We start from the raw sequence: 22,016 nt of genomic DNA, 5'->3' as shown, positions 1-22,016 counted from the left end.
GCCACAGCCGATGTGCTCAGATCCAAGCAGACCCCGCCCGCCCAAGCCATGCCGGCGCGTGACAACCCAATGACGAGAGAATAGCCACTTAATTTCGATGAGAAAGGCCGCCGCAGGGAATCTCGTCGAGGCGGCCCTAATTCAGGATCAGCCGCGCCACGTGCGAACCCTTCCGGTATCGAGATGCACGAAGTTGTAGCGCCGATAGATTCCGACGCCCCCCCGCTGCAGCGACAGTGCGCAGTTGGCGATGTGCCGGGTTTCCATCCCAGGAAGCCCGATGTCGATCGCCATGCCTTGCATGTGCAGGCTATTGCGCGCAACCCCCCAGCCTTCGCGGCGCAACAGGGCGTTGGTCTCCGGTGAGCGATACCCGGAGAACACGTCAAAAGATTCGTTCGATTCGAGCCGCTGGCGAACCGCGTAGAGAAGGTCAAGCAATTGCGGATCGATCGGCTTGATCTCGGAGGTGCGAAAATCGCGCAGCAGCCAGTTCACTTCGTCGAGGGCTTGCGGAAGATAACGGCCGTTGGCGTAGTAGACGGTATTCAAAGTTTCATCGGTGTGCCGGTGGCGGAACGACAGCGCGCGCTCGACGGTGACTTTCGGGTGCGTCCAGGAGAATTGGGTCTCCCCCCATTCGACCGAATCACGAGCCCAAGTCGGCGTGGCTGCCAAGCCTGCGACACTGGCCATCCCGACCGCCAGAAAACGGCGACGCGAACAAGCGGCCTTTTGCTGCTCGTCTTTCACCTTCCGATGCTCCCTTCCGTTTACTTTGTCGCCGGAGTGCAAAAGGGCTGACTTCCGGTTTGTGCCTCAACCGGCGTGTGAAGGTCAACACCTTAGGGCGTGGAACGGAAAGGAAAGCAGGATCAGCTAATATTTACTCGCGATGCGCGTCGAGCGCGGCCACTAAAGTCGCGTCACGGTTGTAAAGATCGTCGCGGAATTGCGCGCGCCCGTCGGGCGACATCCACGCGGTCAGATAGACGATATGCACCGGCACCGGCTTGGCGAGTGAGACGGCGCGATTGCGACCATCCTTGATAACCCCGTCGATGCGGCTGCGCTGCCAGCCGTCGGTCTGGCGAAGCAGGAGTTCGGCAAGCTCAAGCGGTTTCTCCACCCGGATACATCCGTGAGAAAACGCTCGCACCGACCGCTGGAAGAGCGATCGTGACGGCGTGTCATGCAAGTAAATATCATACGGATTGGGAAACATGAACTTGATCCGACCCAGCGCATTCCGCTGCCCTGGTTCCTGACGCAGACGATAAGGAAAATGATTGCTGTTAACCGTCGACCAATCGACCATGTAGGGGTCGACGACCTCACCATCAGAACTCAGGATCTTGATATTTTTTGCGCTCAGCGCGCCGGGATTGCCGCGCAATTGCGGCAGCTCTTCCTTCACCGCGATACTACGGGGAATATTCCAATAAGGGTTGAACTCGATGTAGCTGATCGCGTCGCTGAACACTGGCGTCCGCTTGTCGAGCTCGCCGACGACAACCCGCATTTGAAGCGCCGTCCGGCCGGATTCGACAACCTCGAGCTCGAACGCGGCGAGATTGACCATGACATAGGGATTGCCAAGATCGTCCGGCAACCAGCGTGAGCGTTCAAGATTGACCAGAATCTGGCGAATCCGGTCCTGCGCCGGAACGTTCAGCGCCGCCAGAGTGCGCGGGCCGACCACACCATCCGCAGCGAGCCCATTGCGCCCTTGAAAGCGGCGCACCGCTTGCTCGACAGCATCATCGAAGCGATCAAGCGCCCGACCCTGCTCAGTGACCGGCAGATCATCAGTCAATTGCAGACGCAAACGCAGCGCTGCCGTCCGTCGATCGGTCATTCCCGGCTCGAGCTTTGGCCCTTCTGGCACAGTCGGCCAGCCCCCGGCCGCCGCGATGGCCCGATAACGGGCCAACAGCCGACGCAAGCCGATGTAGATCGGATCAATCGGCGCGAGGCTCGCGACGAACGCCTTCGGATCGTTCGATTCGGCCGCCTTGGTCAGGACGCCGAGGGGGTCCATTACCTTCAGGGCGACCCTCCCGTCCTCATTGCCCGATTGAACGGTCCGGCCGCGGCGAACATCCGACGCATAACGAAGAAGTGCGAGGTTCAGTGCAACGTCCATCGATGCCAGGCGATCGGCTGTGGCGCCGCTCCCGGCGAGGGCGCCGTCACCCGCCGAGCGCGGGGAGAGCGGCAATGAAGGGGCGGCCGCGGTGGCCGGCACCCGCAGCGTGGGCGCAGAATTGCTGGCAGCAAGGTTCACAGCCGAGGTTTCGGGCGGCAGGTATTCGCTGGGATCAAGACCGTCATCTGTCGCCGAGCGGAAGGCCTGCAGCAATGATTGTCCCCGCCCGTTCAGTCCGCGGTCGTCGATCCAGACGGGCTTGTACTGCCGCTGCTGATAAAACCCGGCAAGCACATCCGCGTCGGTGGGCGTTCCAAGGCCGACCTCCGACTGCGGCACCGCGGTCATCAGGTGCTCGATCGACGAGGGGATGTCGCCGACGATCGCGGCCCCGGCTTCGGGCTGACGAACGAGTATTACGCCGGCCGTCACAGCCAGCAGCCACAACACCGGGAAGGCTTTCATTGTCATTCCGTTTCGTCGCCGCGATCCGCCGCCACCAGGGGCATAGGAACATTTATCTTTATGTTATTAGATGTCCCTGCGGCCACACGCAAGACGCGCGACGCGCATAAACACATCGGTTGTTCCGCGATCACACCCACGCCACAGTCCCGGGACGGGCAAAAGCGGCATCAGGAGGGACGCGCGGCGGTCGAAATCAGCACGACGCCAAAGAAAAGCACGAATACGCCCAGGATCTGCACCTGCGACAGGACCTCCTGACCCCAGAAGTGGTTGGCAACGGCGACGATGATCATCGACAGACCGACCATGATCGGATAGGCGACCGCGAGGGGCAAACGGGCCAGCGCGCGAACGTAAAACAAGAAGGCGAGACCGAGGCAGCCGATGGCAACGACGAATCCGGGCGAGAAGAACAGATCAAGCCCCACTCCCGCGGCCTTGGCGACGCGGTCGAGCAGGAGATTTCCACCGTTGAGCAGCGCGATCGCGACTGCGAGGTTAAGCCACGAGCCGATCTCCGCCCGCGGTGCCACCGCAGTTGCTTTGACTGAAGGGCTCATTTGGCGTCTCCCATAGCGGCGGTCGGGCTTGTCATCGGCGTCGTAACCGGTGTGGCGGAGGCTCCGGACACTGGCGCCGTTGTGTCGTTCAACATCAGCATGCCGACAAGAACCAAGGCCAGCCCGCCGAGGTGGCGTGACGTAATGCGCTCACCAAACAGCAGCACGGCGAGAAAGCTCACACAGGCGACGCTGCCGCCGATCAATACCGGATAGGCGATTGCCAGCGGAATGCCGGTCAGCGCCAGCGAAAAGCACAGCAGCCCGAAGCCGTGAATACCGATCGCCGAGCCCAGAACCAGCAGTCGACGACGACCTTCGAAGTGGTGAGACCAGTTGGCAAAGGTGTTGCCGCCGGTGCTGCAGATAATGGTGGCGATCAGCGCCAGCCAGGAAAGAAGCATAGTCCCCCGCAAGATCGCCGCGAACATGCCCGCCGTCAGAGCGAACGAGTGGCATCCTAGTCCAGTTTCCGGCTCGCACCGTTGACGGTTGTCACACTAGCCAACGATTTCCCTGGTGATTGTTGCCCCGCTGCCGCGAATCAGTGCACGCGGCTCACGGCCATATTACTTCCGGCGGCATCGACATGAGCACCGCCTCGGGATTCCCGCCGGTTTCGATGCCAAAGCGGGTTCCCCGATCCCACAGCAGGTTGAACTCGACGTAGCGACCCCGCTTGATCAGTTGCGCGCGCTTTTCCTCTTCCGTCCATGGCCGCTCCCGGTGGCGGTGAACGATTGCCGGATAAACGTCGAGAAACGCGAGTCCGACGTCGCGGACAAAGGCGAAATCGGCTTCGAATCCCTCGCCGCAGAGATCATCGAAAAAAATGCCGCCGACACCGCGTGGCTCACCCCGGTGCGGCAGGTAGAAGTATTCGTCGCACCACGCCTTGAAGCGCGGATAAAACGCATCACCGTGGCGCTCGCACGCGGCACGCAGCGCGCCATGGAACGCTGATGTATCGTCGTCATCGACGAAGACCGGCGTGAGGTCGGCACCGCCGCCGAACCAGCGCTTCGAGGTGATGATCATCCGCGTATTCATATGCGCCGCAGGCACAAGGGGGGACTGCGGGTGGACGACCACAGAAATTCCCGAGGCCCAGAAGCGACCGTCCTCGCCTGCCCCGGGAATACGCTGTCGCACGGCCGGCGAAAATTCCCCCTCGACCGTCGAGACGTTTACGCCCGCCTTCTCCAGCACCCGTCCGCGCAAGATCGACATCTCACCGCCACCGCCGCCGGGCCGTTGCCACGCGGTGCGCACGAACCGGCCCGGGGCGGCATCGTCAGACGGACGTGAAGGGTCTGGTGAGGGCGCGGCACCCTCCGCTTCGATCGCCTCGAACGCGGCGATGAGCCGATCGCGCAAGGTGACAAACCACGCGGTCACGCGGGCCCGCGTCGCAGCATCGGGCAGCGGATCGGCGCTGATGCGCTCATCCGCCATGACAAACAGCCCAGTCAAGCGCGGCTTCCAGGCGGTCGTTGCCCCAGAACAGTTCGCCCGCGACAACAAAGCTCGGAGCGCCGAAGAGCCCCGCTCGCTGTGCCTCCTCGGTCCGCGCGCGCAGCCGCGCTTTGGCATCGTAACTCTGCGCACGATCGAGCCAAGTGCTGGCGGGAAGATCGAGCGCAGTCAGCAAACGGCCGATCTCGTCCACCGCGGTAATATCGCGGTCTTCGGCGAAGTTGGCGCAGTAGACCGAGCGAACGAACGACGGCAGCCACGGCTCGTCTTCGGCAACGCAGGCGAGGCGCGCGGCGAGCAAGCCGCTGCGCGGGAAGCAAGACGGTCTGCGCCAAGGCAAGCGCTCGGCCTCGCAGAGGCGTTCGAGATCGCGCCACATATACGCACCCTTGGCCGGGAAGAGATTGAACGGGGAATCGCCCCAACCCTGCGCCGCAAAAATCGGGCCGAGGAGAAACGGGCACCAGGCGATGCGCACGTTGCGCGCCGCCGCCGCGCGCTCGATCCGAAGCGCCGCCGGGTAGGAATACGTGCTGGCGAACTCAAACCAAAATTGCATGCTCATCTTGTCCGCGTTACCTCGCTTCATCGCCACCTCATTGACGGTAAAGGATACTGGCCACGATTTCATGCGACGAGCTGAGAACACGGAGCGCGCGTGACCGCAGGAAGAGGTCTCGTCTTATTCCTGCGTCGCGCCGACCTCGTCGCCTTCGCCCGGCCGTCCATCGCCAGTTCGTGCGGAAGCGATGAGATCAGCGCGGCCGACGCGGCGCAACGAAACGTCAAGGCGAGCATCGGCCTGGCGGGCAGCCTCCAGGGTACTGCGGGTAAACGCGATGTGCGCCGCCGCCGCGCCGCGCGCCGCGGCGGCATCCCCGCGGAGAATGGCATCGCCGATCGCCCGGTGCTGATCGAGCAGCGCATCGCGCACGCCGGGCAGTCCATAGAATTGTGCGCGGCTGTAGAAAACGTCGCGCCGCAGCATCTCCGAAAACGCCCGCATGACATGAAGAATAATGACGTTGTGCGCCGCTTCGTAGGTTGCCGCGTGCAACTCGGCATCGGCATCCGCCTCTTCCGCCGGGTCCGCGTTTCCGTGGGCACGCTCCATGCGGGCGAGAATGACGGAGATGGACTCGCGATCGAGCGGGGTCGCCCGCACCGCAGCGAACGCCGCTGCCGCGCTTTCGATGATCGAGCGAAATTCCATATAGTCGAGCGAGGCGTCCGGGTTGCTCTGGATCAACTGCTCCAGCGGTTGGGTTAACGGCCGCAGGAATTCGGCGACGCGCGAGCCCTGCCGGTCCGTCTGAATCAGGCCACGCTGCTCGAGCAGCAAGAGCGCATCGCGCAGCGACGGGCGCGAAACATCGAGCCGCTGCGCCAGCTCGCGCTCGCCGATCAGCCGCTCACCCGGACGCAGCGCGCCCTCGTAGATCAGCCGCTCGAGGTGGTCGGCGATCGCATCGGCGATCCGCATCGGCTTGATCGATTGTCTCATACCGCTCGCCGCGATCCTTCGATTCAGCCCACCGTCGCGCCCTCGGCCGCCCTGGGCAGCTCAAATCGGGCATCATGTCACGCTGTGCAATCATATCGACCGACGGTCAGGGTTGGGCAATTTTTTTTGCCGGTGGTCATTCGCGGCGCACCTGGTGGCTTGGGTGGACAAAAAAATTGACCATTGAGTCGATTCGGTCATACACTTGTCTGACAAGCAATAAAGCATGGCGACGTGTGATCGACAGACGCCGCCGCCTGAGCCGGGAGGATCAACGTGAAAGCAACACCGAGGAGGGGCGCATGATTGCCGTCCCTGAAAAGCCCAAGACCGTCTATTTCTTCGGAACCTGTCTGATCGACCTGTTCTATCCCTCCGCCGGGCTCGCAGGAATGGAATTGCTGCGTCGCGAGGGCCTTCGCGTCGTCTTCCCGCCAAATCAGAGCTGCTGCGGGCAGCCGGCGCGCAACTGCGGTTTCCGCGAGGAAGCGCGCGCCGTTGCGCGTCGCCAGATCCGCAGTTTTCCCAATCCGTGGCCAATCGTCGTTCCGTCGGGGAGCTGCGCCGGAATGATGCGCGAGCACTATGCCGAATTATTCGCGGGCGAACCGGATGCCGACGAGGCCGCGGCATTCTCGGAGCGCGTTTATGAACTCACCTGGTTCCTCGTCCACGTCTGCAAGGTTAAGCTCGTCGATCGTGGGGAGCCGGTCACGGTAACTTTCCACGGCTCGTGCCACAGCCAGCGCGAGATGGGCGTTCGCGACGAGCCCAAAGCCCTGCTGCGCGAACTGGATCAGGTGACCTTCGTCGACCTGCAGCGGCCGGCGGAATGCTGTGGTTTCGGCGGCACATTCTCCGTTCGCCTGCCGGAGATTTCGGCGGCGATGGTTGCCGACAAGGTCGCCGACATCGAGACGTCCGGAGCGGACGAGGTCGTTTCCGGTGATTGCGGCTGCCTGATGAACATCGCGGGCGCAATGGAGAAAGCGGGCGTCAGCATTCGCGCGCGCCATATCGCCGAGTTCATCTTGGAGCGCTGCCATGAACGCGCCTGACCCGGCGGCCACGACCGCTTCACCTCCACACGCGAGCTTTGCCGCCCGCGCTCACGTCGCCCTCGCCGATGATGGACTGCGGCGGAAGTTCCGCCGCGCCATGGACGGGCTGATGACCAAGCGCGCAGCGCAGTTCGCCGATACCGAGGCGTGGGCGAGCCTTCGCGCGCGCGGCGCCGCCATCCGCCGCCGGGCGCTCGCCCGGCTGCCGGAACTGCTCGAGCAACTCGAAGCCAATTGCCGCAAGAATGGAATCACGGTGCATTGGGCGGAGACCAGCGCCGAGGCGGACGGGATTATCGAGGGCATCCTTACCCGACACGGCGTGCGCACGATCATCAAGGGCAAGTCGATGGTGAGCGAGGAGATTCACCTCAACCACTTCCTCGGCGAGCACGGCATCGGCGCGATTGAATCCGACCTTGGCGAGTTTGTCATCCAACTCGCCAAGGAGACGCCATCGCACATCATCATGCCGTGCATCCACAAGAGCAAAGAAGACGTGGCCAGCCTGTTCGAGGCGAAGATCGACGGTCAGCCCTATACCGAGGACGTCGACGTACTGACGGCGACCGCGCGGCGGGTCCTGCGCGAGCAGTTTGCCGCAGCCGACGCCGGACTGTCCGGTGTCAATTTCGCCGTCGCCGAGACCGGCACGCTCTGCCTAGTCGAGAACGAGGGCAACGGCCGGCTGTCGACCACCTTGCCGCCATTGCATGTCGCGGTCATGGGCATCGAGAAGGTCGTCGAGCAACTCGAGGACGTCCCGCCGCTGTTATCGCTGCTGACCCGCTCGGCAACCGGCCAGACGATCACGACCTACGTCAACTTCATTTCGGGGCCGCGCAAGACTGATGAACAAGACGGCCCCCGTGAGGTGCACCTGGTGCTGCTCGACAATGGCCGATCGCGCATCCACGGTGATCTCCAACTGCGCGAGACCCTCGCCTGCATCCGCTGCGGCGCCTGCATGAACCACTGCCCGGTTTATACCCGGGTGGGAGGGCACGCCTATGACGCCGTCTATCCGGGCCCGATCGGCAAAATCCTGACGCCGCAGATCGAAGGCCTGGGCAAGGCCGGCGACCTCGCGCACGCATCGAGCCTGTGTGGCGCCTGCGGGGAGGTTTGCCCCGTCGCCATTCCGATTCCCGATCTCCTGGTGCGACTCCGGCGGGAAGCATCGCATGCGATTCCGTCATCATCGGTCATGGGCGCCGGCGCGCAGCACAGTGCGGTCGAGGATTGGATATGGCGCGGCTGGCGCTGGATGTATGCCACCCCGCTTTTCTATCGTCTCGCCACGCGGATGCTAAGGCTGATCGGCAACCGGCTTCCCGCCTCGCTGCCGATGCTGCGCGACTGGACCCGCGTGCGCGCCAAACCGCAGTTCGCGCCGCGATCCCTGCATGACCTCGCCCGCGACCGGGGATACCATGATGAATAACGCCCGCTCCGCCATTCTCGCCCGCTTGCGCGCGACCCCACAAGGAATGTTGCCGGCACTCCCGGAGTGGCGCACGGACGTGCCGAGCGCCGAGCGCCTCGATCGCTTCTGTACCTTGCTGGAGGCCAGCCACGCCGAGGTCGTGACCAGTGCCTCGCAACGCTGGCCGGCGTTGCTCGCCGAGCGATTGAAGGCACGCGGCAATACCGGTGCCATCGGCCCCGTGCTTTACGCGCCCGGCACGGCACACGGCCGCCAACTCGCCGAGGCATGGGCCGACCAGCCCGACTTCCCGCTGGTGGCCTACGATCGGCCGGTGGAAGAGCTCAAGGAGACCCTCGTTCACGGGGTCGGCGCCGCGGTGACCGGCACCATGGGCGGAATCGCTGAAACCGGCTCGCTGATCTTGTGGCCGACGCGGGACGAGCCGCGACTGATGTCGCTGCTGCCGCCGCTGCATATCGCCCTTGTCGATGCCGGCGCGCTCTACGGCACCTTGACTGAAGCGATGATCGCCTGCGACTGGGCGGCGGGCATGCCAACGAATGCCCTGCTGATCTCGGGGCCGAGCAAGACGGCGGACATCGAGCAGACGCTCGCGTACGGCGTGCATGGACCGAAGGAGCTGATGGTCATCGTTCTCGACCCCTAGCGGCGCGTCAACGCACGCGCTTCACTCATGCGGGCACGAGAGCATCCAGCGCCGCCTGCGCCAGGCGGTGGACGTGCGCGCGAGCGATGCGCTCTGCGGCATCGCCATCACGTTGGTGCAACGCCTCCAAGAGCGCCGCGTGATCGGCGCAAGCGCCCGCCCAGCGGTCCGGTGGCGGTGGTAATCGGCTGCACATCGCCTGCCCCCGACCGTAGAGGCCGCTTAACAGGCGGTCGATTTCCGGACTGGCGGCGGCGCGCGATACAACCTCGTGAAAGGCACGAGCAGCATGGTGATAGCCGCCGCGCTCGCCACGCCGCGCGCAGCCCTGCTGCTCTGTTACCGCCGCCGCCATCGACGCAAGGTGGGACTCGTCGCGCCGACCGGCCGCCAGTCGGGCCGCCATGCCTTCGAGCGCCTCGCGCGCTTCGAACAGCGCCGTAAGCTTCATCGGATCACAGCGAGAAAGGAAAACCCCCTGGCGCGGGACGACGTCAACGATCCCCTCTGCTTCCAGCCGGGCGATCGCCGCCCAAAGTGGTGATCGGCTGACGCCAAGCCGGCGAGCCATGTCCTCGACGCTGATCTTCGCGCCCGGGGCGAACGTCACGCCGTCGAGCAGCACCGCACGCACCGCGGTATAGGCATCACGGCCAAGCGTTGAGCACCGCAATGGCTGCATTGTCGTTACCTCCCGATCGTTTCGATTGGTTTGTTCGTCTTAATTTGACCAACCGTTGTGTTTGACCAGCCATCGCCTATCTGCTCGGTTGTCTGTGCCCTTTTTCGATCTCATCGCACGCGACACCACGATCCACCCGCCTCATGGCGAGCCGCTTGCATGGGCGGCGGTCGGGATGACAGGCGAGACAAGACTAATTGCGATTGTGCTCGCCGGTCAATTCTGATACGTAACATGAAACATGAAATACGCATTCCGCATTCGCGATCTTCATCCGTTCGCTCATCGGCCCTCGTTGTCCGAGGGATGGGACCCGCTCCTGCTGGCGCTGACCCTCCGGCTTGCGGCCATGACCGCCGTCGTGGCACTGGCGACGATCGCCGCGCCCGCCCGCCACGACAGCGCGATCATCGCGTCGGTCACGCCCCTGCCGGCCCCACTACCCGTGAGCGCGCCACCGCCCGCGACGGGCATGGCGATGCCGCTCATCGACGCGCCACTCGGCGCCGATTAACCGTCTTACGCGCGCACCATAATCGCGACAGGGCGCAACCGGCGCGTGGTTGCGGCTTGCCGGCGCGCCGGCATCGCCTATACTCCGCCGCTCTTTCCCTCAAGGACGACGGACAAGCGATGAAGGGTGATGTGAAGAAGGTCGTGCTCGCGTACTCAGGTGGGCTCGATACCTCGGTGATCCTGCGCTGGTTGAAGGACGCCTATCGCTGCGAGGTGGTCACCTTCACCGCCGACGTCGGCCAGCGCGAGGAGGTCGAGCCGGCCCGCGCTAAGGCGGAAATGATGGGCGTGAAGCAGATCTTCGTTGAGGACCTGCGCGAGGAATTCGTCCGCGATTACGTCTTTCCGATGTTCCGGGCGAACGCGCTCTACGAAGGAATCTACCTGCTTGGGACCTCGATCGCCCGGCCGCTGATCGCCAAGCGCCAGATCGAGATCGCCAACGAGGTCGGCGCCGACGCCGTCTCACACGGATCGACCGGCAAAGGCAACGATCAGGTCCGCTTCGAGCTCGGCTATTACGCGCTGAAACCCGACGTCCGGGTCATCGCCCCTTGGCGCGAATGGGACCTGAACTCGCGCGCCAAGCTGATCGATTACGCGCGCCAGCACCAGATTCCGGTGCCGACCGATAAGGAAGGCGAGCCACCGTATTCGATGGACGCCAACCTGCTGCACATCTCCTATGAGGGCAAGGCGCTGGAGGACCCCTGGACCGAGCCCGGCGAGGAGATGTTCCGCCTGAGCGTCTCGCCGGAAGCGGCCCCCAATCAGCCGACGACGATCGTCATCGACTTCGAACAGGGCGACCCCGTCGCCATTGATGGCGAGCGGCTGTCGCCGGCAAGCCTGCTCGATCGCCTCAACGTTGTTGCCGGCGCGAATGGCGTCGGCCGCGTTGATCTCGTCGAGAACCGCTTCGTCGGCATGAAGTCGCGCGGCGTCTACGAGACACCCGGAGGCACGGTTCTCCTCGCCGCCCGGCGCGCTGTTGAAAGCCTGACGCTCGACCGTGGAGCGGCACACCTTAAGGACGAACTGATGCCGCGTTATGCCGAGCTGATCTATAACGGCTTTTGGTTCGCGCCGGAACGCGTCGCCCTGCAGGCGCTGATCGATTCGACGCAAGGGAACGTGACCGGCAGCGTGCGCCTCAAGCTCTACAAGGGCAATGTCATCGTAACCGGCCGGCGCTCGCCGAACAGCCTCTACGATCAGGACATCGCCACGTTTGAAGAGGACGTGGTCTACGATCAGCGCGACGCCGAGGGCTTCATCAAGTTGAACGCACTGCGCATGCGACTGGCGGCGCGGCTGCGCGGCGCCTGATCGCGGCGCCGCGTCAGTCGTCCAGGCCGGCGAGCAGGGCGAGGATCTCCGCACGGCTCAGCCGGATGAATCCCTCGTCGTCCTCCGGTCGGCGACGGCGGTCCCAGGCCGCGGCGTCGGCGACGTACAGACGGCGATCTTGCATCGTCCGCTGTTCGCGAAACTCGCGAAAGCCGTACGCCCGCGGCTCGCACGAGACCAGTGAACGACGCCCCGAACCTCGTCGATCGAGGCCGCTGCGACGATCCCCGCAGCCGCGGCGCTCGATGCGATCGCTGGTGCCACCTGTCGAAAATCCGCGTCCCGCGTCCATGGTGCTCATCGCTTGCTTTCCCGCTCGTGCCGCGCGGCAGGTGCCGCCTTATTCATGCAATCTACACTTGATGTGCCTCATTACAAAAATACGTAAAGTTGTATTGGAAATCAACACAAAGCTTTTGACGACACAAATCCCCCATCTTGCCGGGCAAATCAGTGCTGTATGCGCTGCGCCAGCAAAGTGTCGATGTAGCGCGGGACCACCTCTGTCGCGGAGCCATAAATGGTCTCTGCGAACAGCGTCGCGCCATTCGATGGCTCGAGATTGAGCTCGACGGTATGCGCCCGCCCGTTGCGGCGGACCTGGCTGACGAAGCTCGCCGCAGGGTAGACGTTGCCGGACGTACCGACGGACATGAACAGGGCGCAGCGGTCCAGCGCCGCGAAAATCTGCTCCATACCGATCGGCATTTCGCCGAACCACACCACATGCGGCCGGAGACCGCCTCTGGCGTCACACTTGGCGCAGACGTGATCAACGGTCAGATCACAGCGCCATTCGAACACCTCGTCGCAGGCATCGCAACGGATCTTGGTCAACTCACCGTGCATGTGCAGAAGGTTGCGGCTGCCGGCACGCTCATGCAGATCGTCGATGTTCTGGGTCACGATGAAGACCTCACCGGGCCACTCCTGTTCGAGCCGGGCGAGCGCCCGGTGGGCGGCGTTGGGAGCGATTTGCGGATCGGCGAGCTTGCTGCGCCGGGCATTGTAGAAATCATGAACAAGGACCGGATCACGGGCGAAACCCTCCGGTGTCGCCACGTCCTCGAGACTGACCCGCGACCAGATCCCTCCCTCACAACGGAAGGTATCGAGGCCGGATTCCTTGGAGATCCCGGCGCCGGTAAGAACGACGATCGCCCCAGCGCCCTCGTTTCGTTGGTTCATTGTTTCCAATCCCTCGCGAACGTCATGATTACGTGCGCACTCGCCCGACCTTGACGCGCCTGTGGCTTCGCGGCTCGACGCCGGAAGTGCGATACATGTGACCGCAGCCAAGCTCGCTCGCGTCTGGCATAACGCGCGCGAGCAGACTTATCGTAGCCGCAAGCCCCGTTGCCCAGAAGAGGATCGATGCCGGTGACGAACAAAGATCGCATCGTTCTCGTGATCTTCGACTGTGATGGCGTCCTCGTCGATTCAGAACTGCTCGCCGCCGAGGTCCTGGCCACGGAACTGACCGCCATCGGCTTCGATCTGACGGCGCGGGAATGCATCCGGCGTTACACCGGACTGAGCATGCCGCGGGTGTTCGAACTGATCGAAGCCGAGCGGGGACAACCGTTACCGGCGGGGTTCACCGATCGGCTGCGGGCGAGCGACGAGAGCGCGTTCCGCCGCTCGCTCAGCGCAATGCCGGGCGCGCGCGACGTCCTTCTGCGCCTCCCGCAGCCCCGGTGCGTCGCGTCGTCCGGACGCATCGCCAAAATACGGCTGACACTGACGCTGAGCCGACTCATCGATCTTGTCGAGCCGCATCTTTTTTCGGCGGAGATGGTGGAACACGGCAAGCCGGCGCCAGACCTGTTCCTTTATGCCGCCGCGCGCATGGGGGCCGCGGCGAAGGACTGTGTCGTGATCGAAGATTCACCGGCGGGGGTTCAGGCAGCGGTTGCCGCCGGCATGCACGTCCTGGGCTTTTCTGGCGGCAGCCATTGCGACAACGATTATCCGGCGATCCTGCGGCAAGCAGGCGCCACGCGGGTCTTCGCGCGCATGCATGATCTCCCGGTTCTCATTCGGGCGATTTAGCGTCAGGCAGTCTGGCGTCAGATGGCCCGGCGCGGCGCCGCGTAGAGATCGAGCGGGTACTCGGCCAGGATCTCGTAATGCGCGCGTTCGCTTCCCAGGTGACTGCGGAAGAGGATAAATCGATCGATTGTAAACGGGCCGATCGACAGCCGCCCATTGAGTTGAAGAAAAGCGCCGATGCGCGGTCCCGGATCGGTGCGGAACCGGGCAAGGGTTACGTGTGCCTTGAACTTGCGTCGCTCGGGGGTGCAACCGGCGCGTACCACCGCCGATTCAATCTTGTCGCGCAGATGCATCAGCAACGGCTGCTTATCCACCCCCGCCCACAACGTATGCACCTTGCCGCCCGACTCGAAGAAGTCGACGCTCGAGACGACGAGGTCGAAGGCGGGGGCCGTCACCCGTTGCAGCGCCGCGTCGATGTCCTCGGCCTGCCCACCGCCCACCTCGCCGATAAACCGCAATGTGAGATGCATGCTCTGCGCATCGACCCACCGCGCTCCCGGCAATCCGGAATAAAGGGACGATAACCGGTTTCGGATGTCATCCGGAAACAGGACGCCGACGAACAAGCGGAACATGGCCGCACTCCTTGCGATCGCGTGAGCCTCAAGCCAGCCCCCGGCATCGCCTTTGCCCGCGCTTTCGATACGCACCAGAACTCCGGCTGCCGACCAGCGCCGGACTTGCCTTGCGCGACGCGCACCATGCCGCCATATCTAGAGCCGGTCTTATGGAGAGGAAAGAGGCAGAAATGGCTTTCGGACCTGATCGGCGGTTTGACGTTCGAACCGAGCCGATGACACGTTCGCAGGCGGCGTCCGCGCAAATTGATGTCGGCCTTCGCCAATACATGCTGCGGGTCTACAACTACATGGCGCTTGGCGTTGCGCTCACCGGCATCATTGCCATGCTGGTCGCTAGCAATGTCGCGCTGATGCAAACCATCGCCCTCGGCCCGGCCAAGTGGGTGCTGTTCATTGGTGTTCTCGGCCTCGGCTTCTTCGCCCCGAAGATCATGATGTCGCGCAGCGTGGGTGCAGCGCAGGCGTGCTTCTGGGCGTATGCGGCAATGTGGGGAGCGTTAATCGCGCCCTTCTTCTACATGTACACGGGAGACAGCATCGCGCGCGCCTTCTTCATCACCGCGGGCGCCTTCGCCGGTATGAGCCTTTATGGCTACACCACGAAGCGAGACCTGTCGGCGATGGGCCGTTTCCTGGTAATGGCAAGCATCGGCGTGATGATTGCCCTGGTCGTCAACATCTTCGTGCAGTCGAGCGGCTTGCATCTGGTGATGTCGTTCGTCGTTCCGGTGATCTTCGCCGGCCTGACCGCGTTCGAAACGCAACAGATCAAAAGCTGGTACTATGAGTCAGACGCCCGAGACGTCGCTCAGCGCAAATCGATATTCGGTGCGTTCATGCTCTACGGCAGTTTTGTGACGATGTTTATCTGGATCCTGCAACTCGTAGGCGTCGCACGCAGCGAATAGTGGATGCGTCTTTCGCGCTCGCTCCAGGCATTCGGGTTAGCCGGGCGGATGGCAGGCGGATGCCACAAGGGTTGACAGCCTTCAGTGGGGTACGCTTTGGAAACGATCCTGCCGTCCTCCCGCCCTGCCAGATCCCGGTTCGGCGGCTGGGGCGCGATGATCTCGGTGTGACTCCGCTTGGCGGCGCGCCCCTCAGTTGGCCGCGTCGTCAGGCGGTCGCTTTGCGCCGGGGTGGAAGTACTCCTCTCGCCAAAGAGGCCTGCCCCCTACCCGGCGGCCGACATGCCATCGATCATCGTCGAATTTATTGCGCGCTACGGCTCCTCGGCGGCTGGACGAGTGCCAGCGCGAAGGCGCGCTTGCGCCTTGCGCTTCTTCAGGTTATCGCGCAAGGCGGCCGCCAGGCGAGCCTTGGGCGTGTCGCTATCCCTCGCCCTCGCGCCAGCGCCGCCGTCCACAACACCAACCTTCTCGCAGATCGGATCATCGCCAGGGTCTGCACCACGGCCGGCGGCGACGCCTTGACTGTCATTTGCAACGCTCATCACGTTAACGATGCCGGCGCCGAAGACACCCGTCAAGCAACCGCTTTGCCGCAGCCGCTGCGGATGTCCGGCGCAACTTCGCCGGCGGCCATCCGCTCACCGTACTCCCCTGCACCGTCCCCTTGCGAATCGGCGCAACCGACCGAGTGGCGCTGACGGCGCAAACGCCGAAAGTGTCCAGACCGGGCTGCTGAAACAGTCGCATGACCCTGCTGTGGCTCACGCGGCCGTCCGCCAGCGCGGGGCAACGGAGCTATCTTGGAAGCTCAGCAGCCGTTCTCCCAGCCTGCTCCCACCGCGTGCGAGCCGATCCTGGTCAGCAACTACTTTTCGGGCAATCCGCCGTGGAAACGCGCCGCTTCGCGACCCCCGCCTGATACGTGCGCATGGCCGAGTCAAAGCATTGCTCGCGTTGATCGGTCGCCTGCATTCTTTCGCATATTGCCGTCGAATCATCGTAGGCTTTCTCAGCCTGTGTATCTGTAGAAGAACACGCAGCCACACCAACAGACGCGAATATTACCGCATCTGCCAACATCATGCGCAGCATTCTCATTGTGTTTATCCTTTTTACACACAGAATAACCTAAAAAATTGCAAGCATTATCGGGAATATACTCCATTATAAATGGATGTACATTATACGATACATCCTACTATTTAATTTTTATCAAATAAATAAAAATATTTTACTTGTCGTCTCCGATATCACGCCCACCCCATAGTTGGCTGACGTCGTTGTAATGCGCAGTTGGGTCGTATTTCTGCACGTCAAGATTGAGGTCGTTCGCGGTCAGTCGCCCAACGGCAGCGAGCAGTTGGTAGGCACCGACGAGTGCGTCCCGCTGCGCGCCGAGGCTTTCGACCTGAGCTTCAAGCACCTGCTGGCGCGACAGGAGGACGTCGGTCATTGTTCGCAGGCCGAGGCCACCTTCCCGGCCGATACCATCGGCGGCGACCTGCGTGGCCTTGACCTGCGCTTGATAGGACTCTTCGTTGGCGCGCCCGCTCTGCAGCAACGCCCAGGCGGTGATCGCCGCCTGTTTCGCTTGCCGTCGTTGCCCGTCGGCTTCCCGCTGTCGTTGGCCGACAAGCTGCTTGGCGGCGCGAACCTGCGCATCCAGCATGCCGCCGTGGTAGAGCGGAAAGGAGACCAGCCCGAGGATCGATTGGGTTGAGGCACCGGCATCGGCCTGCACGTAGGCCTGCGGCAGTTCCTGGCCGAAACTGACGTCGACGCCGTCTTCGGCCGCGCGCAGAGCGAAATCGGCAGCGATGACGTTTGGGCTGTTCACCGACGCATCGGCGGCCTCGGCTTCCGTCGCCGGCAGGTCATCGGGCATCACCGGCATCGTCAAGGCGTCCGGAGCGCTGCCCGTCAGCGCGCTCAGCGCAGCGCGCGCCGATTGCAGCGAGCCTTCCGCCTGGGTGCGCATCGCCCGTGCTCGCGCGACCCCGGCTTCCGACTGAGCGATGTCGCTGTTCTTAAGCTCACCAAGAGCGAACCGCCGCTGCGCCGATTGAAGGTCACGATCGAGTTGGCGTTGCTGATCTCCAGTTAGCTGCAGCACACTCTCGGCACGAAGCACGTCCAGGTAGGCCGTGGCCGTATGCAGGAGCGTGTCCTGCTCGACCGCCGTCAGCCGTGCCCTTTGTGCCCGCACCGCGCTCTTTGCCTGCCGGACCGTGGCCGGAGTGACGAAATTGTAGATCGGCTGTTTGACACGCAGGTCCAGTGCCACTGCCGGTCCGCTGGATTGCGTGACGTTGCTGGCACCGCCGCTGCCGCCGCCGCTGAAGACGTATCCACCGCCGGTGGTCACGTCCGCCTGAGGCCGCCAACCGGACAGCGCTTCCGGCACGAGTTCGTCCGTTCGCCGCAGTTCCGCCCGCGCCGCCGCCAGCATCGAATTGTTCGCGTAAGCCTGCGCCAGCGCTTCGCTGAGCGTTTCGGCGGCGGCGACAGACGGGCCGACAATCAGGCTCAGTCCCAGCGCCCCCGGTGCCAGCACGGTGGGTGTCAGCACGGTGGCGATGATGCCGTTCGCCACCAAGCGCTGGATCCGCCTATTCATGGCGGAGTGCCTCGATCGGATCGAGCCATGCCGCCCGGCGGGCCGGGTAGAAGCCGAAGACGACGCCGACGCCAACGCTGAATCCGACGGCGAGCAGCACGGCGACGGGGCTGATGATCCATGGCCAGCCGGCGATCGAGGCGACAACGCCAGCGGCGACGATACCGATGATTAGGCCGACGCCGCCGCCGATTGCCGATACGCTCACCGCCTCGACAAGGAATTGCGCAAGGATGTCGCGACGGCGTGCGCCGACCGCCATGCGGATGCCGATCTCGCGGGTGCGCTCGATGACCGAGACGAGCATGATATTCATGATGCCGATGCCGCCGACAAGCAGTGAGACAGAGGCGACGGCGGCGACGAGCGAGGCCAGGGCCTGCGCCGAGGCCTGCTTGATCTGCAGGACCTCGGCGAGATTCTTGATCGAGAAATCATCTTCCTGGAAGGTCTGAAGCCGGTGGCGCTCACGCAAAAGACCGCGCACCTCTTCCTCGGTGACGCTCAAATCGGCGCCCTCGCTCACCTTGACCAGCATCGAATCCACTCGCTGAGGCGCTGCCGGATTGACTCCGAGAACGCGCGCCTTGACCGTCTTGAGCGGTGCGATGATCACATCGTCCTGGTCTTTACCCGACGTCGTCTGTCCCTTGGCGGCGAGCACGCCGACGACGGTGAACGGAACGCGCTGGATGCGGATGGCGGCGCCGACGGGATCGATCTCGCCAAATAGTGCGCGCGCGACTGTCTTTCCGATCAGCGCGACCTTGTCTCCCGCGTTCATCTCGTCGTTGGCGAAACTTCGCCCGTTGGCGATCTCCCAGTCGCGTGCGTCGAGAAACCCCAACGTTACCCCGTAAATCGGCGTAACGACGTTAAGGTCACCGCGAACGGCTAAGACGCTGCCCCGCACCATGGGGACGGCGTCCTGGATATCCGGCACATCGCGTCGGATTGCGTCCGCGTCGTCCTCGGAGAGTGAGCGGCCGTTCCCGCCGATCCCTCGCATGCTGCCGATCGGCACGGAAAGTGGATCGATGACGATCAGGTTGGAGCCAAGACTGCTGATTTGCCGGACAATGACGTCGCGCGCGCCCGAACCGATGGCGACGACGAGGATGACCGCCGCCACGCCGATGACGATCCCCAGCATGGTCAGGGCGCTGCGCAGGACGTTGGCGCGCAGCGCCTGCACGGCACTGAGGAGGGCATCGAGAAAGGTCATGCGAGCACCTCGGCGGGCGCGCGAGTGAGCAGTGCTGTCGGATCGATCGGAGCCTGGCTTCGATCTTCCACCATCCGGCCGTCGCGCAGGACGATGACGCGATCAGCGAACCGGGCTACATCCGGATCGTGAGTGACCAGCAGTATGGTGATCCCAGCCCGGTTGAGCCGCCGAAACAGCACCATGATCTCAAGTCCGGTGCGTTCGTCGAGTGTCCCGGTCGGCTCGTCGGCAAGGATCAGCACCGGCCGGTTGACCAGGGCCCGGGCAATGGCGATCCGTTGCTGTTGGCCGCCGGAAAGCTGACTCGGCAGATGGTGGGCGCGCTCGGTGAGGCCGACCGCGGCGATCGCCGCCTCGGCACGCTGGCGTCGCGCGCGGGCCTCAATTCCGGCATAGACCAGCGGCACCGCGACGTTGTCGATGGCGTTTGCCCGTGGCAACAGGTTGAACGACTGAAAGCAAAAACCAACTTTGCGGTTGCGCACGCGCGCCAGTTCATCGGGACCAAGCGCCGAGACGTCGTCGCCATCGAAGCGATAGTGACCCGATGTCGGCCGATCAAGACAACCGATCTGGTTCATCAGGGTCGATTTGCCCGAGCCGGATCGCCCCATCACCGCGATGAAATCGCCACGCTCGATCGCGAGCGAGACGTCGAGCAGTGCGGGGACTTCGAAGTCGCCGAGGCGATAGCGCTTGGAAAGGGCCACGGTCTCGATCAGGGGAGGATGCATGGCCTAGAACTTCAGTGGCCCGACGCGGGCGTCCCGCGTTTCCGGGGCCGAGCCCTTGTTCGCTCCGATCACGATCGCGTCCCCGACAGCAACATCGCCGCCAGCGATCTCAGTCTCGATCCCGTCCGACAGGCCGGCACGCACGGCAAGGGCCTGAAGGTGGCCACCATGGGTCAGGCGCCAGATCGTCGCCGTTGACGGCGTCCCACTCTCTGCGCCAGCGGCGGGTACTGCGGATCGCTCGTGCGCGGCAGAAGGACGAAAGCGGAAGGCCGCGTTCGGCACCATGAGAACGTCGTCGCGCTCGCCAGTGACGATGCGGGTATCCGCGGTCATGCCGGGTAGAAGCTTGAGGTCATCGTTGACCACGGAGATGATAACGTCATAACTGACGACGCTCTGCAGGACTTGCGGCGTCTTGCGAATTTCCGCGACCTTGCCGGTGAAGACCTGCCCTGGATAAGCGTCGAATGTAAATGTCGCCACCTGCCCCTCGATGATGCGGCCAATATCGGCTTCGTCGACGTTCGCGTGCAAATCGAGCTTGTGCAGGTCGTTGGCCACGGCGAAAAGCGGCGCTGCTTGCGCGGCAGCGCTTACCGTCTGCCCGACGACGGCGTTTGACTCGACGACGATGCCGTCGATCGGTGAACGGATCGTCGTATGATCGAGGTCAAGTCGCGCCTGCCTGAGCGCGGCTTCGCGCGCGGCAACGATGGCAACGGCGTTGGCCTCGCCCGACTGCGCGACCTTGACTTGCGCCTCGGCGGCGGCGAGAGCGGCCTGCGCAGCGTTCTCCCGAGCCCTGGCTGAGGCAAACGCGGCGTCGGCCTGTCCAGATGCTGTCCTCGCCTTGTCCGACTCAACCGGCGCGGCGTCGCCGGTCTGCAACAACTCGCGCTTGCGCTTCAGGTCCCGATTGGCGTCGCCGCGCGCCAGTTCGGCGTGCTCGACGTCGGCGTGGATTCCCTGCAACGTGGCGCGCGCGTTGTCCACCTGCCGCTGGGCCTGTTCCGCCTGATCCCCCGCGATCTCGACCTGACCACGCGCGACGTTGAGATCGGCGGCGGCCATCGCCAGCCGGGCTTCCGCGGTGCCGGAGTCTAGCCGCGCGAGAACATCCCCGGTCTTGACGGACGCATTGAGATTGACCGGAACATCAGCGATCTGACCAGTGCTCTGCGCTGAGATGGAAACAAGGGCCTGTGGCTTCAGCGTGCCCGACGCATCGACGATGCTGACGATCTGACCTTGCGCGATCTCGGCGGTGCGATATCCGATCGGTGGCCGCGTATCGGCGAAAAAATAGACGGCACTCCCCACGACACCAAAGGTAACGACGCCGAGCAAGACCAGCTTACGAAACCGTGCCGACGACCACACTCTCGGCTTGGCCGTATGCTGACCCAAAGGAGAAAATGGGGAAGAATTCGGAAAAATTCCGCCGGAACTGCTTTCGGCGCCCCGCATAAATTCGTCCCGCGACGCGTCCACGGAGGGCAAATGGTCCATATTCATTGATGTTCCACGACCAAGACGATGCACTTTTTATGGCGACTTATCACCACTATTGCTTAATCGACACTCGCCTGACTATTATTAACAATCAAAATTCCTGCTGTTATGCCGTTCAAATTATCTTACTCAACAATTAAAAATAGTTTTACTTAACATATTTTATCAAAAATAAACTTAACATTATAAGGAACAGACAAAAACTTTTTGCTAATCACATTCATAGTTAATTATTCAAATCAAAAATTTACCCTTAAGAACTTGTCATCCATATTCCAAATATATGGCTCCTGCAAATTACAAAAAATTCAGAATTTGGCGACCAGCCACCATCTATTTCCCGCGCCGGCAGCTCAACTTTTGCAGCGACAGCGCATAGAGCAGTCGGTGTCATGGAGCACCGCCCGGGCGCCGGCAGCGCGCGAATTGACGCTGGAGACAATCCGAAAGCGCCCTGCAGGCGTTACGCTCTCGCCTTGCACAACCCATCGGGGCAGGCGCGTAAACGTG

24 protein-coding genes are annotated in these 22,016 nt (G+C 63.3%); 7 read left to right on the top strand and 17 right to left on the bottom strand.

Annotation, left to right across the window (positions count from 1 at the left end; genetic code table 11):
• Positions 1-147: 147 nt before the first annotated feature.
• From IPK66_15000 to IPK66_14970, 7 genes are all read right to left on the bottom strand, one after another.
• A complete protein-coding gene (locus IPK66_15000; GenBank protein MBK8176523.1) occupies positions 148-696 on the bottom strand; it encodes a DUF882 domain-containing protein in 549 nt (182 codons plus the stop codon).
• Between the two features lie 190 nt (positions 697-886).
• Positions 887-2,614 carry a L,D-transpeptidase family protein gene (locus tag IPK66_14995; protein ID MBK8176522.1) on the bottom strand — a complete coding sequence of 576 codons (1,728 nt, stop codon included), beginning with the start codon at positions 2,612-2,614 and terminating at the stop codon, positions 887-889.
• Between the two features lie 170 nt (positions 2,615-2,784).
• Complete coding sequence (locus IPK66_14990; protein ID MBK8176521.1) at positions 2,785-3,177, bottom strand: hypothetical protein; 393 nt, start codon at positions 3,175-3,177, stop codon at positions 2,785-2,787.
• Positions 3,174-3,608 carry a hypothetical protein gene (locus IPK66_14985; GenBank protein ID MBK8176520.1) on the bottom strand — a complete coding sequence of 145 codons (435 nt, stop codon included), beginning with the start codon at positions 3,606-3,608 and terminating at the stop codon, positions 3,174-3,176. The genes IPK66_14990 and IPK66_14985 overlap by 4 nt, the downstream gene beginning before the upstream one ends.
• Before the next feature lie 127 nt (positions 3,609-3,735).
• Complete coding sequence (gene hemF, locus IPK66_14980; protein ID MBK8176519.1) at positions 3,736-4,632, bottom strand: oxygen-dependent coproporphyrinogen oxidase; 897 nt, start codon at positions 4,630-4,632, stop codon at positions 3,736-3,738.
• Positions 4,622-5,218: a 2-hydroxychromene-2-carboxylate isomerase gene (locus IPK66_14975; GenBank protein ID MBK8176518.1), complete on the bottom strand. Its 597-nt coding sequence runs from the start codon at positions 5,216-5,218 to the stop codon at positions 4,622-4,624. The genes hemF and IPK66_14975 overlap by 11 nt, the downstream gene beginning before the upstream one ends.
• A 117-nt stretch (positions 5,219-5,335) precedes the next feature.
• Positions 5,336-6,157 (bottom strand): FCD domain-containing protein, encoded by an 822-nt coding sequence (locus IPK66_14970; protein MBK8176517.1) that lies wholly within the window; start codon positions 6,155-6,157, stop codon positions 5,336-5,338.
• Positions 6,158-6,459: 302 nt separating this feature from the next.
• Between IPK66_14970 and IPK66_14965 the strand changes: the two genes are divergently transcribed.
• From IPK66_14965 to IPK66_14955, 3 genes are read left to right on the top strand one after another with little or no spacing between them, the layout of a single operon-like run.
• Positions 6,460-7,215 (top strand): (Fe-S)-binding protein, encoded by a 756-nt coding sequence (locus tag IPK66_14965; GenBank protein MBK8176516.1) that lies wholly within the window; start codon positions 6,460-6,462, stop codon positions 7,213-7,215.
• Positions 7,202-8,662, top strand: a complete 1,461-nt coding sequence (locus IPK66_14960; protein MBK8176515.1) for an iron-sulfur cluster-binding protein — start codon at positions 7,202-7,204, stop codon at positions 8,660-8,662. Before IPK66_14965 ends, IPK66_14960 begins: the two co-directional genes overlap by 14 nt.
• Positions 8,655-9,314 (top strand): lactate utilization protein, encoded by a 660-nt coding sequence (locus tag IPK66_14955; protein MBK8176514.1) that lies wholly within the window; start codon positions 8,655-8,657, stop codon positions 9,312-9,314. The genes IPK66_14960 and IPK66_14955 overlap by 8 nt, the downstream gene beginning before the upstream one ends.
• A 25-nt stretch (positions 9,315-9,339) precedes the next feature.
• Here IPK66_14955 and IPK66_14950 read toward each other — a convergent pair whose 3' ends face one another.
• Positions 9,340-9,996, bottom strand: coding sequence for a GntR family transcriptional regulator (locus tag IPK66_14950; GenBank protein ID MBK8176513.1), 657 nt, complete (start codon positions 9,994-9,996; stop codon positions 9,340-9,342).
• Positions 9,997-10,237: 241 nt separating this feature from the next.
• On the opposite strand from IPK66_14950, the gene IPK66_14945 reads away from it, so the two are divergent.
• Positions 10,238-10,510: a hypothetical protein gene (locus IPK66_14945; GenBank protein ID MBK8176512.1), complete on the top strand. Its 273-nt coding sequence runs from the start codon at positions 10,238-10,240 to the stop codon at positions 10,508-10,510.
• A 119-nt stretch (positions 10,511-10,629) separates the two neighbouring features.
• A complete protein-coding gene (locus IPK66_14940; GenBank protein MBK8176511.1) occupies positions 10,630-11,841 on the top strand; it encodes an argininosuccinate synthase in 1,212 nt (403 codons plus the stop codon).
• Between the two features lie 13 nt (positions 11,842-11,854).
• On the opposite strand, the gene IPK66_14935 is transcribed toward IPK66_14940, so the two are convergent.
• Positions 11,855-12,163 carry a hypothetical protein gene (locus tag IPK66_14935; protein MBK8176510.1) on the bottom strand — a complete coding sequence of 103 codons (309 nt, stop codon included), beginning with the start codon at positions 12,161-12,163 and terminating at the stop codon, positions 11,855-11,857.
• 149 nt (positions 12,164-12,312) lie between these two features.
• Positions 12,313-13,050, bottom strand: coding sequence for an NAD-dependent protein deacylase (gene cobB / locus IPK66_14930; protein ID MBK8176509.1), 738 nt, complete (start codon positions 13,048-13,050; stop codon positions 12,313-12,315).
• Positions 13,051-13,236: 186 nt separating this feature from the next.
• Here cobB and IPK66_14925 point away from each other — a divergent pair, with 186 nt between their 5' ends.
• A complete protein-coding gene (locus tag IPK66_14925) occupies positions 13,237-13,914 on the top strand; it encodes an HAD-IA family hydrolase (GenBank protein MBK8176508.1) in 678 nt (225 codons plus the stop codon).
• A gap of 17 nt (positions 13,915-13,931) precedes the next feature.
• Here the strand turns inward: IPK66_14925 and thpR are convergent, their stop codons facing one another.
• Complete coding sequence (gene thpR / locus IPK66_14920; GenBank protein ID MBK8176507.1) at positions 13,932-14,495, bottom strand: RNA 2',3'-cyclic phosphodiesterase; 564 nt, start codon at positions 14,493-14,495, stop codon at positions 13,932-13,934.
• Positions 14,496-14,668: 173 nt separating this feature from the next.
• Here thpR and IPK66_14915 point away from each other — a divergent pair, with 173 nt between their 5' ends.
• Positions 14,669-15,409 carry a Bax inhibitor-1/YccA family protein gene (locus IPK66_14915; protein ID MBK8176506.1) on the top strand — a complete coding sequence of 247 codons (741 nt, stop codon included), beginning with the start codon at positions 14,669-14,671 and terminating at the stop codon, positions 15,407-15,409.
• Between the two features lie 314 nt (positions 15,410-15,723).
• Here the strand turns inward: IPK66_14915 and IPK66_14910 are convergent, their stop codons facing one another.
• From IPK66_14910 to IPK66_14885, 6 genes are all read right to left on the bottom strand, one after another.
• The gene (locus IPK66_14910) at positions 15,724-15,954 is read right to left on the bottom strand and encodes a hypothetical protein (GenBank protein ID MBK8176505.1); all 231 of its coding nucleotides are present in this window, start codon (positions 15,952-15,954) and stop codon (positions 15,724-15,726) included.
• Between the two features lie 316 nt (positions 15,955-16,270).
• A complete protein-coding gene (locus IPK66_14905; GenBank protein MBK8176504.1) occupies positions 16,271-16,510 on the bottom strand; it encodes a hypothetical protein in 240 nt (79 codons plus the stop codon).
• A gap of 133 nt (positions 16,511-16,643) precedes the next feature.
• Complete coding sequence (locus IPK66_14900; protein ID MBK8176503.1) at positions 16,644-18,029, bottom strand: TolC family outer membrane protein; 1,386 nt, start codon at positions 18,027-18,029, stop codon at positions 16,644-16,646.
• Entirely contained in the window at positions 18,022-19,254 is a 1,233-nt protein-coding gene (locus IPK66_14895) for an ABC transporter permease (protein MBK8176502.1), read from the bottom strand. Before IPK66_14895 ends, IPK66_14900 begins: the two co-directional genes overlap by 8 nt.
• Positions 19,251-19,991 (bottom strand): ABC transporter ATP-binding protein, encoded by a 741-nt coding sequence (locus IPK66_14890; protein MBK8176501.1) that lies wholly within the window; start codon positions 19,989-19,991, stop codon positions 19,251-19,253. Before IPK66_14890 ends, IPK66_14895 begins: the two co-directional genes overlap by 4 nt.
• 3 nt (positions 19,992-19,994) lie before the next feature.
• Complete coding sequence (locus IPK66_14885) at positions 19,995-21,374, bottom strand: efflux RND transporter periplasmic adaptor subunit (GenBank protein ID MBK8176500.1); 1,380 nt, start codon at positions 21,372-21,374, stop codon at positions 19,995-19,997.
• Between the last annotated feature and the right edge of the window lie 642 nt (positions 21,375-22,016).

The sequence above is a fragment of the Rhodospirillales bacterium genome (genome assembly GCA_016712595.1).
Classification (GTDB): Bacteria; Pseudomonadota; Alphaproteobacteria; order Rhodospirillales; family Defluviicoccaceae; genus Defluviicoccus.
Note: the sequence above shows the minus strand (reverse complement) of the source record. Positions and strands in the feature narration are given on the sequence as shown.

Coding starts and splice junctions, on each gene's coding strand:
- IPK66_14985 (MBK8176520.1), bottom strand. CDS start 3,608: ATGTTCGCGGCGATCTTGCGGGGGACTATGCTTCTTTCCTGGCTGGCG.
- IPK66_14895 (MBK8176502.1), bottom strand. CDS start 19,254: ATGACCTTTCTCGATGCCCTCCTCAGTGCCGTGCAGGCGCTGCGCGCC.
- IPK66_14910 (MBK8176505.1), bottom strand. CDS start 15,954: ATGAGCGTTGCAAATGACAGTCAAGGCGTCGCCGCCGGCCGTGGTGCA.
- IPK66_14965 (MBK8176516.1), top strand. CDS start 6,460: ATGATTGCCGTCCCTGAAAAGCCCAAGACCGTCTATTTCTTCGGAACC.
- IPK66_15000 (MBK8176523.1), bottom strand. CDS start 696: ATGGCCAGTGTCGCAGGCTTGGCAGCCACGCCGACTTGGGCTCGTGAT.
- IPK66_14940 (MBK8176511.1), top strand. CDS start 10,630: ATGAAGGGTGATGTGAAGAAGGTCGTGCTCGCGTACTCAGGTGGGCTC.
- IPK66_14970 (MBK8176517.1), bottom strand. CDS start 6,157: ATGAGACAATCGATCAAGCCGATGCGGATCGCCGATGCGATCGCCGAC.
- IPK66_14960 (MBK8176515.1), top strand. CDS start 7,202: ATGAACGCGCCTGACCCGGCGGCCACGACCGCTTCACCTCCACACGCG.
- IPK66_14915 (MBK8176506.1), top strand. CDS start 14,669: ATGGCTTTCGGACCTGATCGGCGGTTTGACGTTCGAACCGAGCCGATG.
- IPK66_14905 (MBK8176504.1), bottom strand. CDS start 16,510: ATGAGAATGCTGCGCATGATGTTGGCAGATGCGGTAATATTCGCGTCT.
- cobB (MBK8176509.1), bottom strand. CDS start 13,050: ATGAACCAACGAAACGAGGGCGCTGGGGCGATCGTCGTTCTTACCGGC.
- IPK66_14945 (MBK8176512.1), top strand. CDS start 10,238: ATGAAATACGCATTCCGCATTCGCGATCTTCATCCGTTCGCTCATCGG.
- IPK66_14955 (MBK8176514.1), top strand. CDS start 8,655: ATGAATAACGCCCGCTCCGCCATTCTCGCCCGCTTGCGCGCGACCCCA.
- hemF (MBK8176519.1), bottom strand. CDS start 4,632: ATGGCGGATGAGCGCATCAGCGCCGATCCGCTGCCCGATGCTGCGACG.
- IPK66_14935 (MBK8176510.1), bottom strand. CDS start 12,163: ATGAGCACCATGGACGCGGGACGCGGATTTTCGACAGGTGGCACCAGC.
- IPK66_14990 (MBK8176521.1), bottom strand. CDS start 3,177: ATGAGCCCTTCAGTCAAAGCAACTGCGGTGGCACCGCGGGCGGAGATC.
- IPK66_14995 (MBK8176522.1), bottom strand. CDS start 2,614: ATGAAAGCCTTCCCGGTGTTGTGGCTGCTGGCTGTGACGGCCGGCGTA.
- thpR (MBK8176507.1), bottom strand. CDS start 14,495: ATGTTCCGCTTGTTCGTCGGCGTCCTGTTTCCGGATGACATCCGAAAC.
- IPK66_14890 (MBK8176501.1), bottom strand. CDS start 19,991: ATGCATCCTCCCCTGATCGAGACCGTGGCCCTTTCCAAGCGCTATCGC.
- IPK66_14975 (MBK8176518.1), bottom strand. CDS start 5,218: ATGAGCATGCAATTTTGGTTTGAGTTCGCCAGCACGTATTCCTACCCG.
- IPK66_14950 (MBK8176513.1), bottom strand. CDS start 9,996: ATGCAGCCATTGCGGTGCTCAACGCTTGGCCGTGATGCCTATACCGCG.
- IPK66_14900 (MBK8176503.1), bottom strand. CDS start 18,029: ATGAATAGGCGGATCCAGCGCTTGGTGGCGAACGGCATCATCGCCACC.
- IPK66_14925 (MBK8176508.1), top strand. CDS start 13,237: ATGCCGGTGACGAACAAAGATCGCATCGTTCTCGTGATCTTCGACTGT.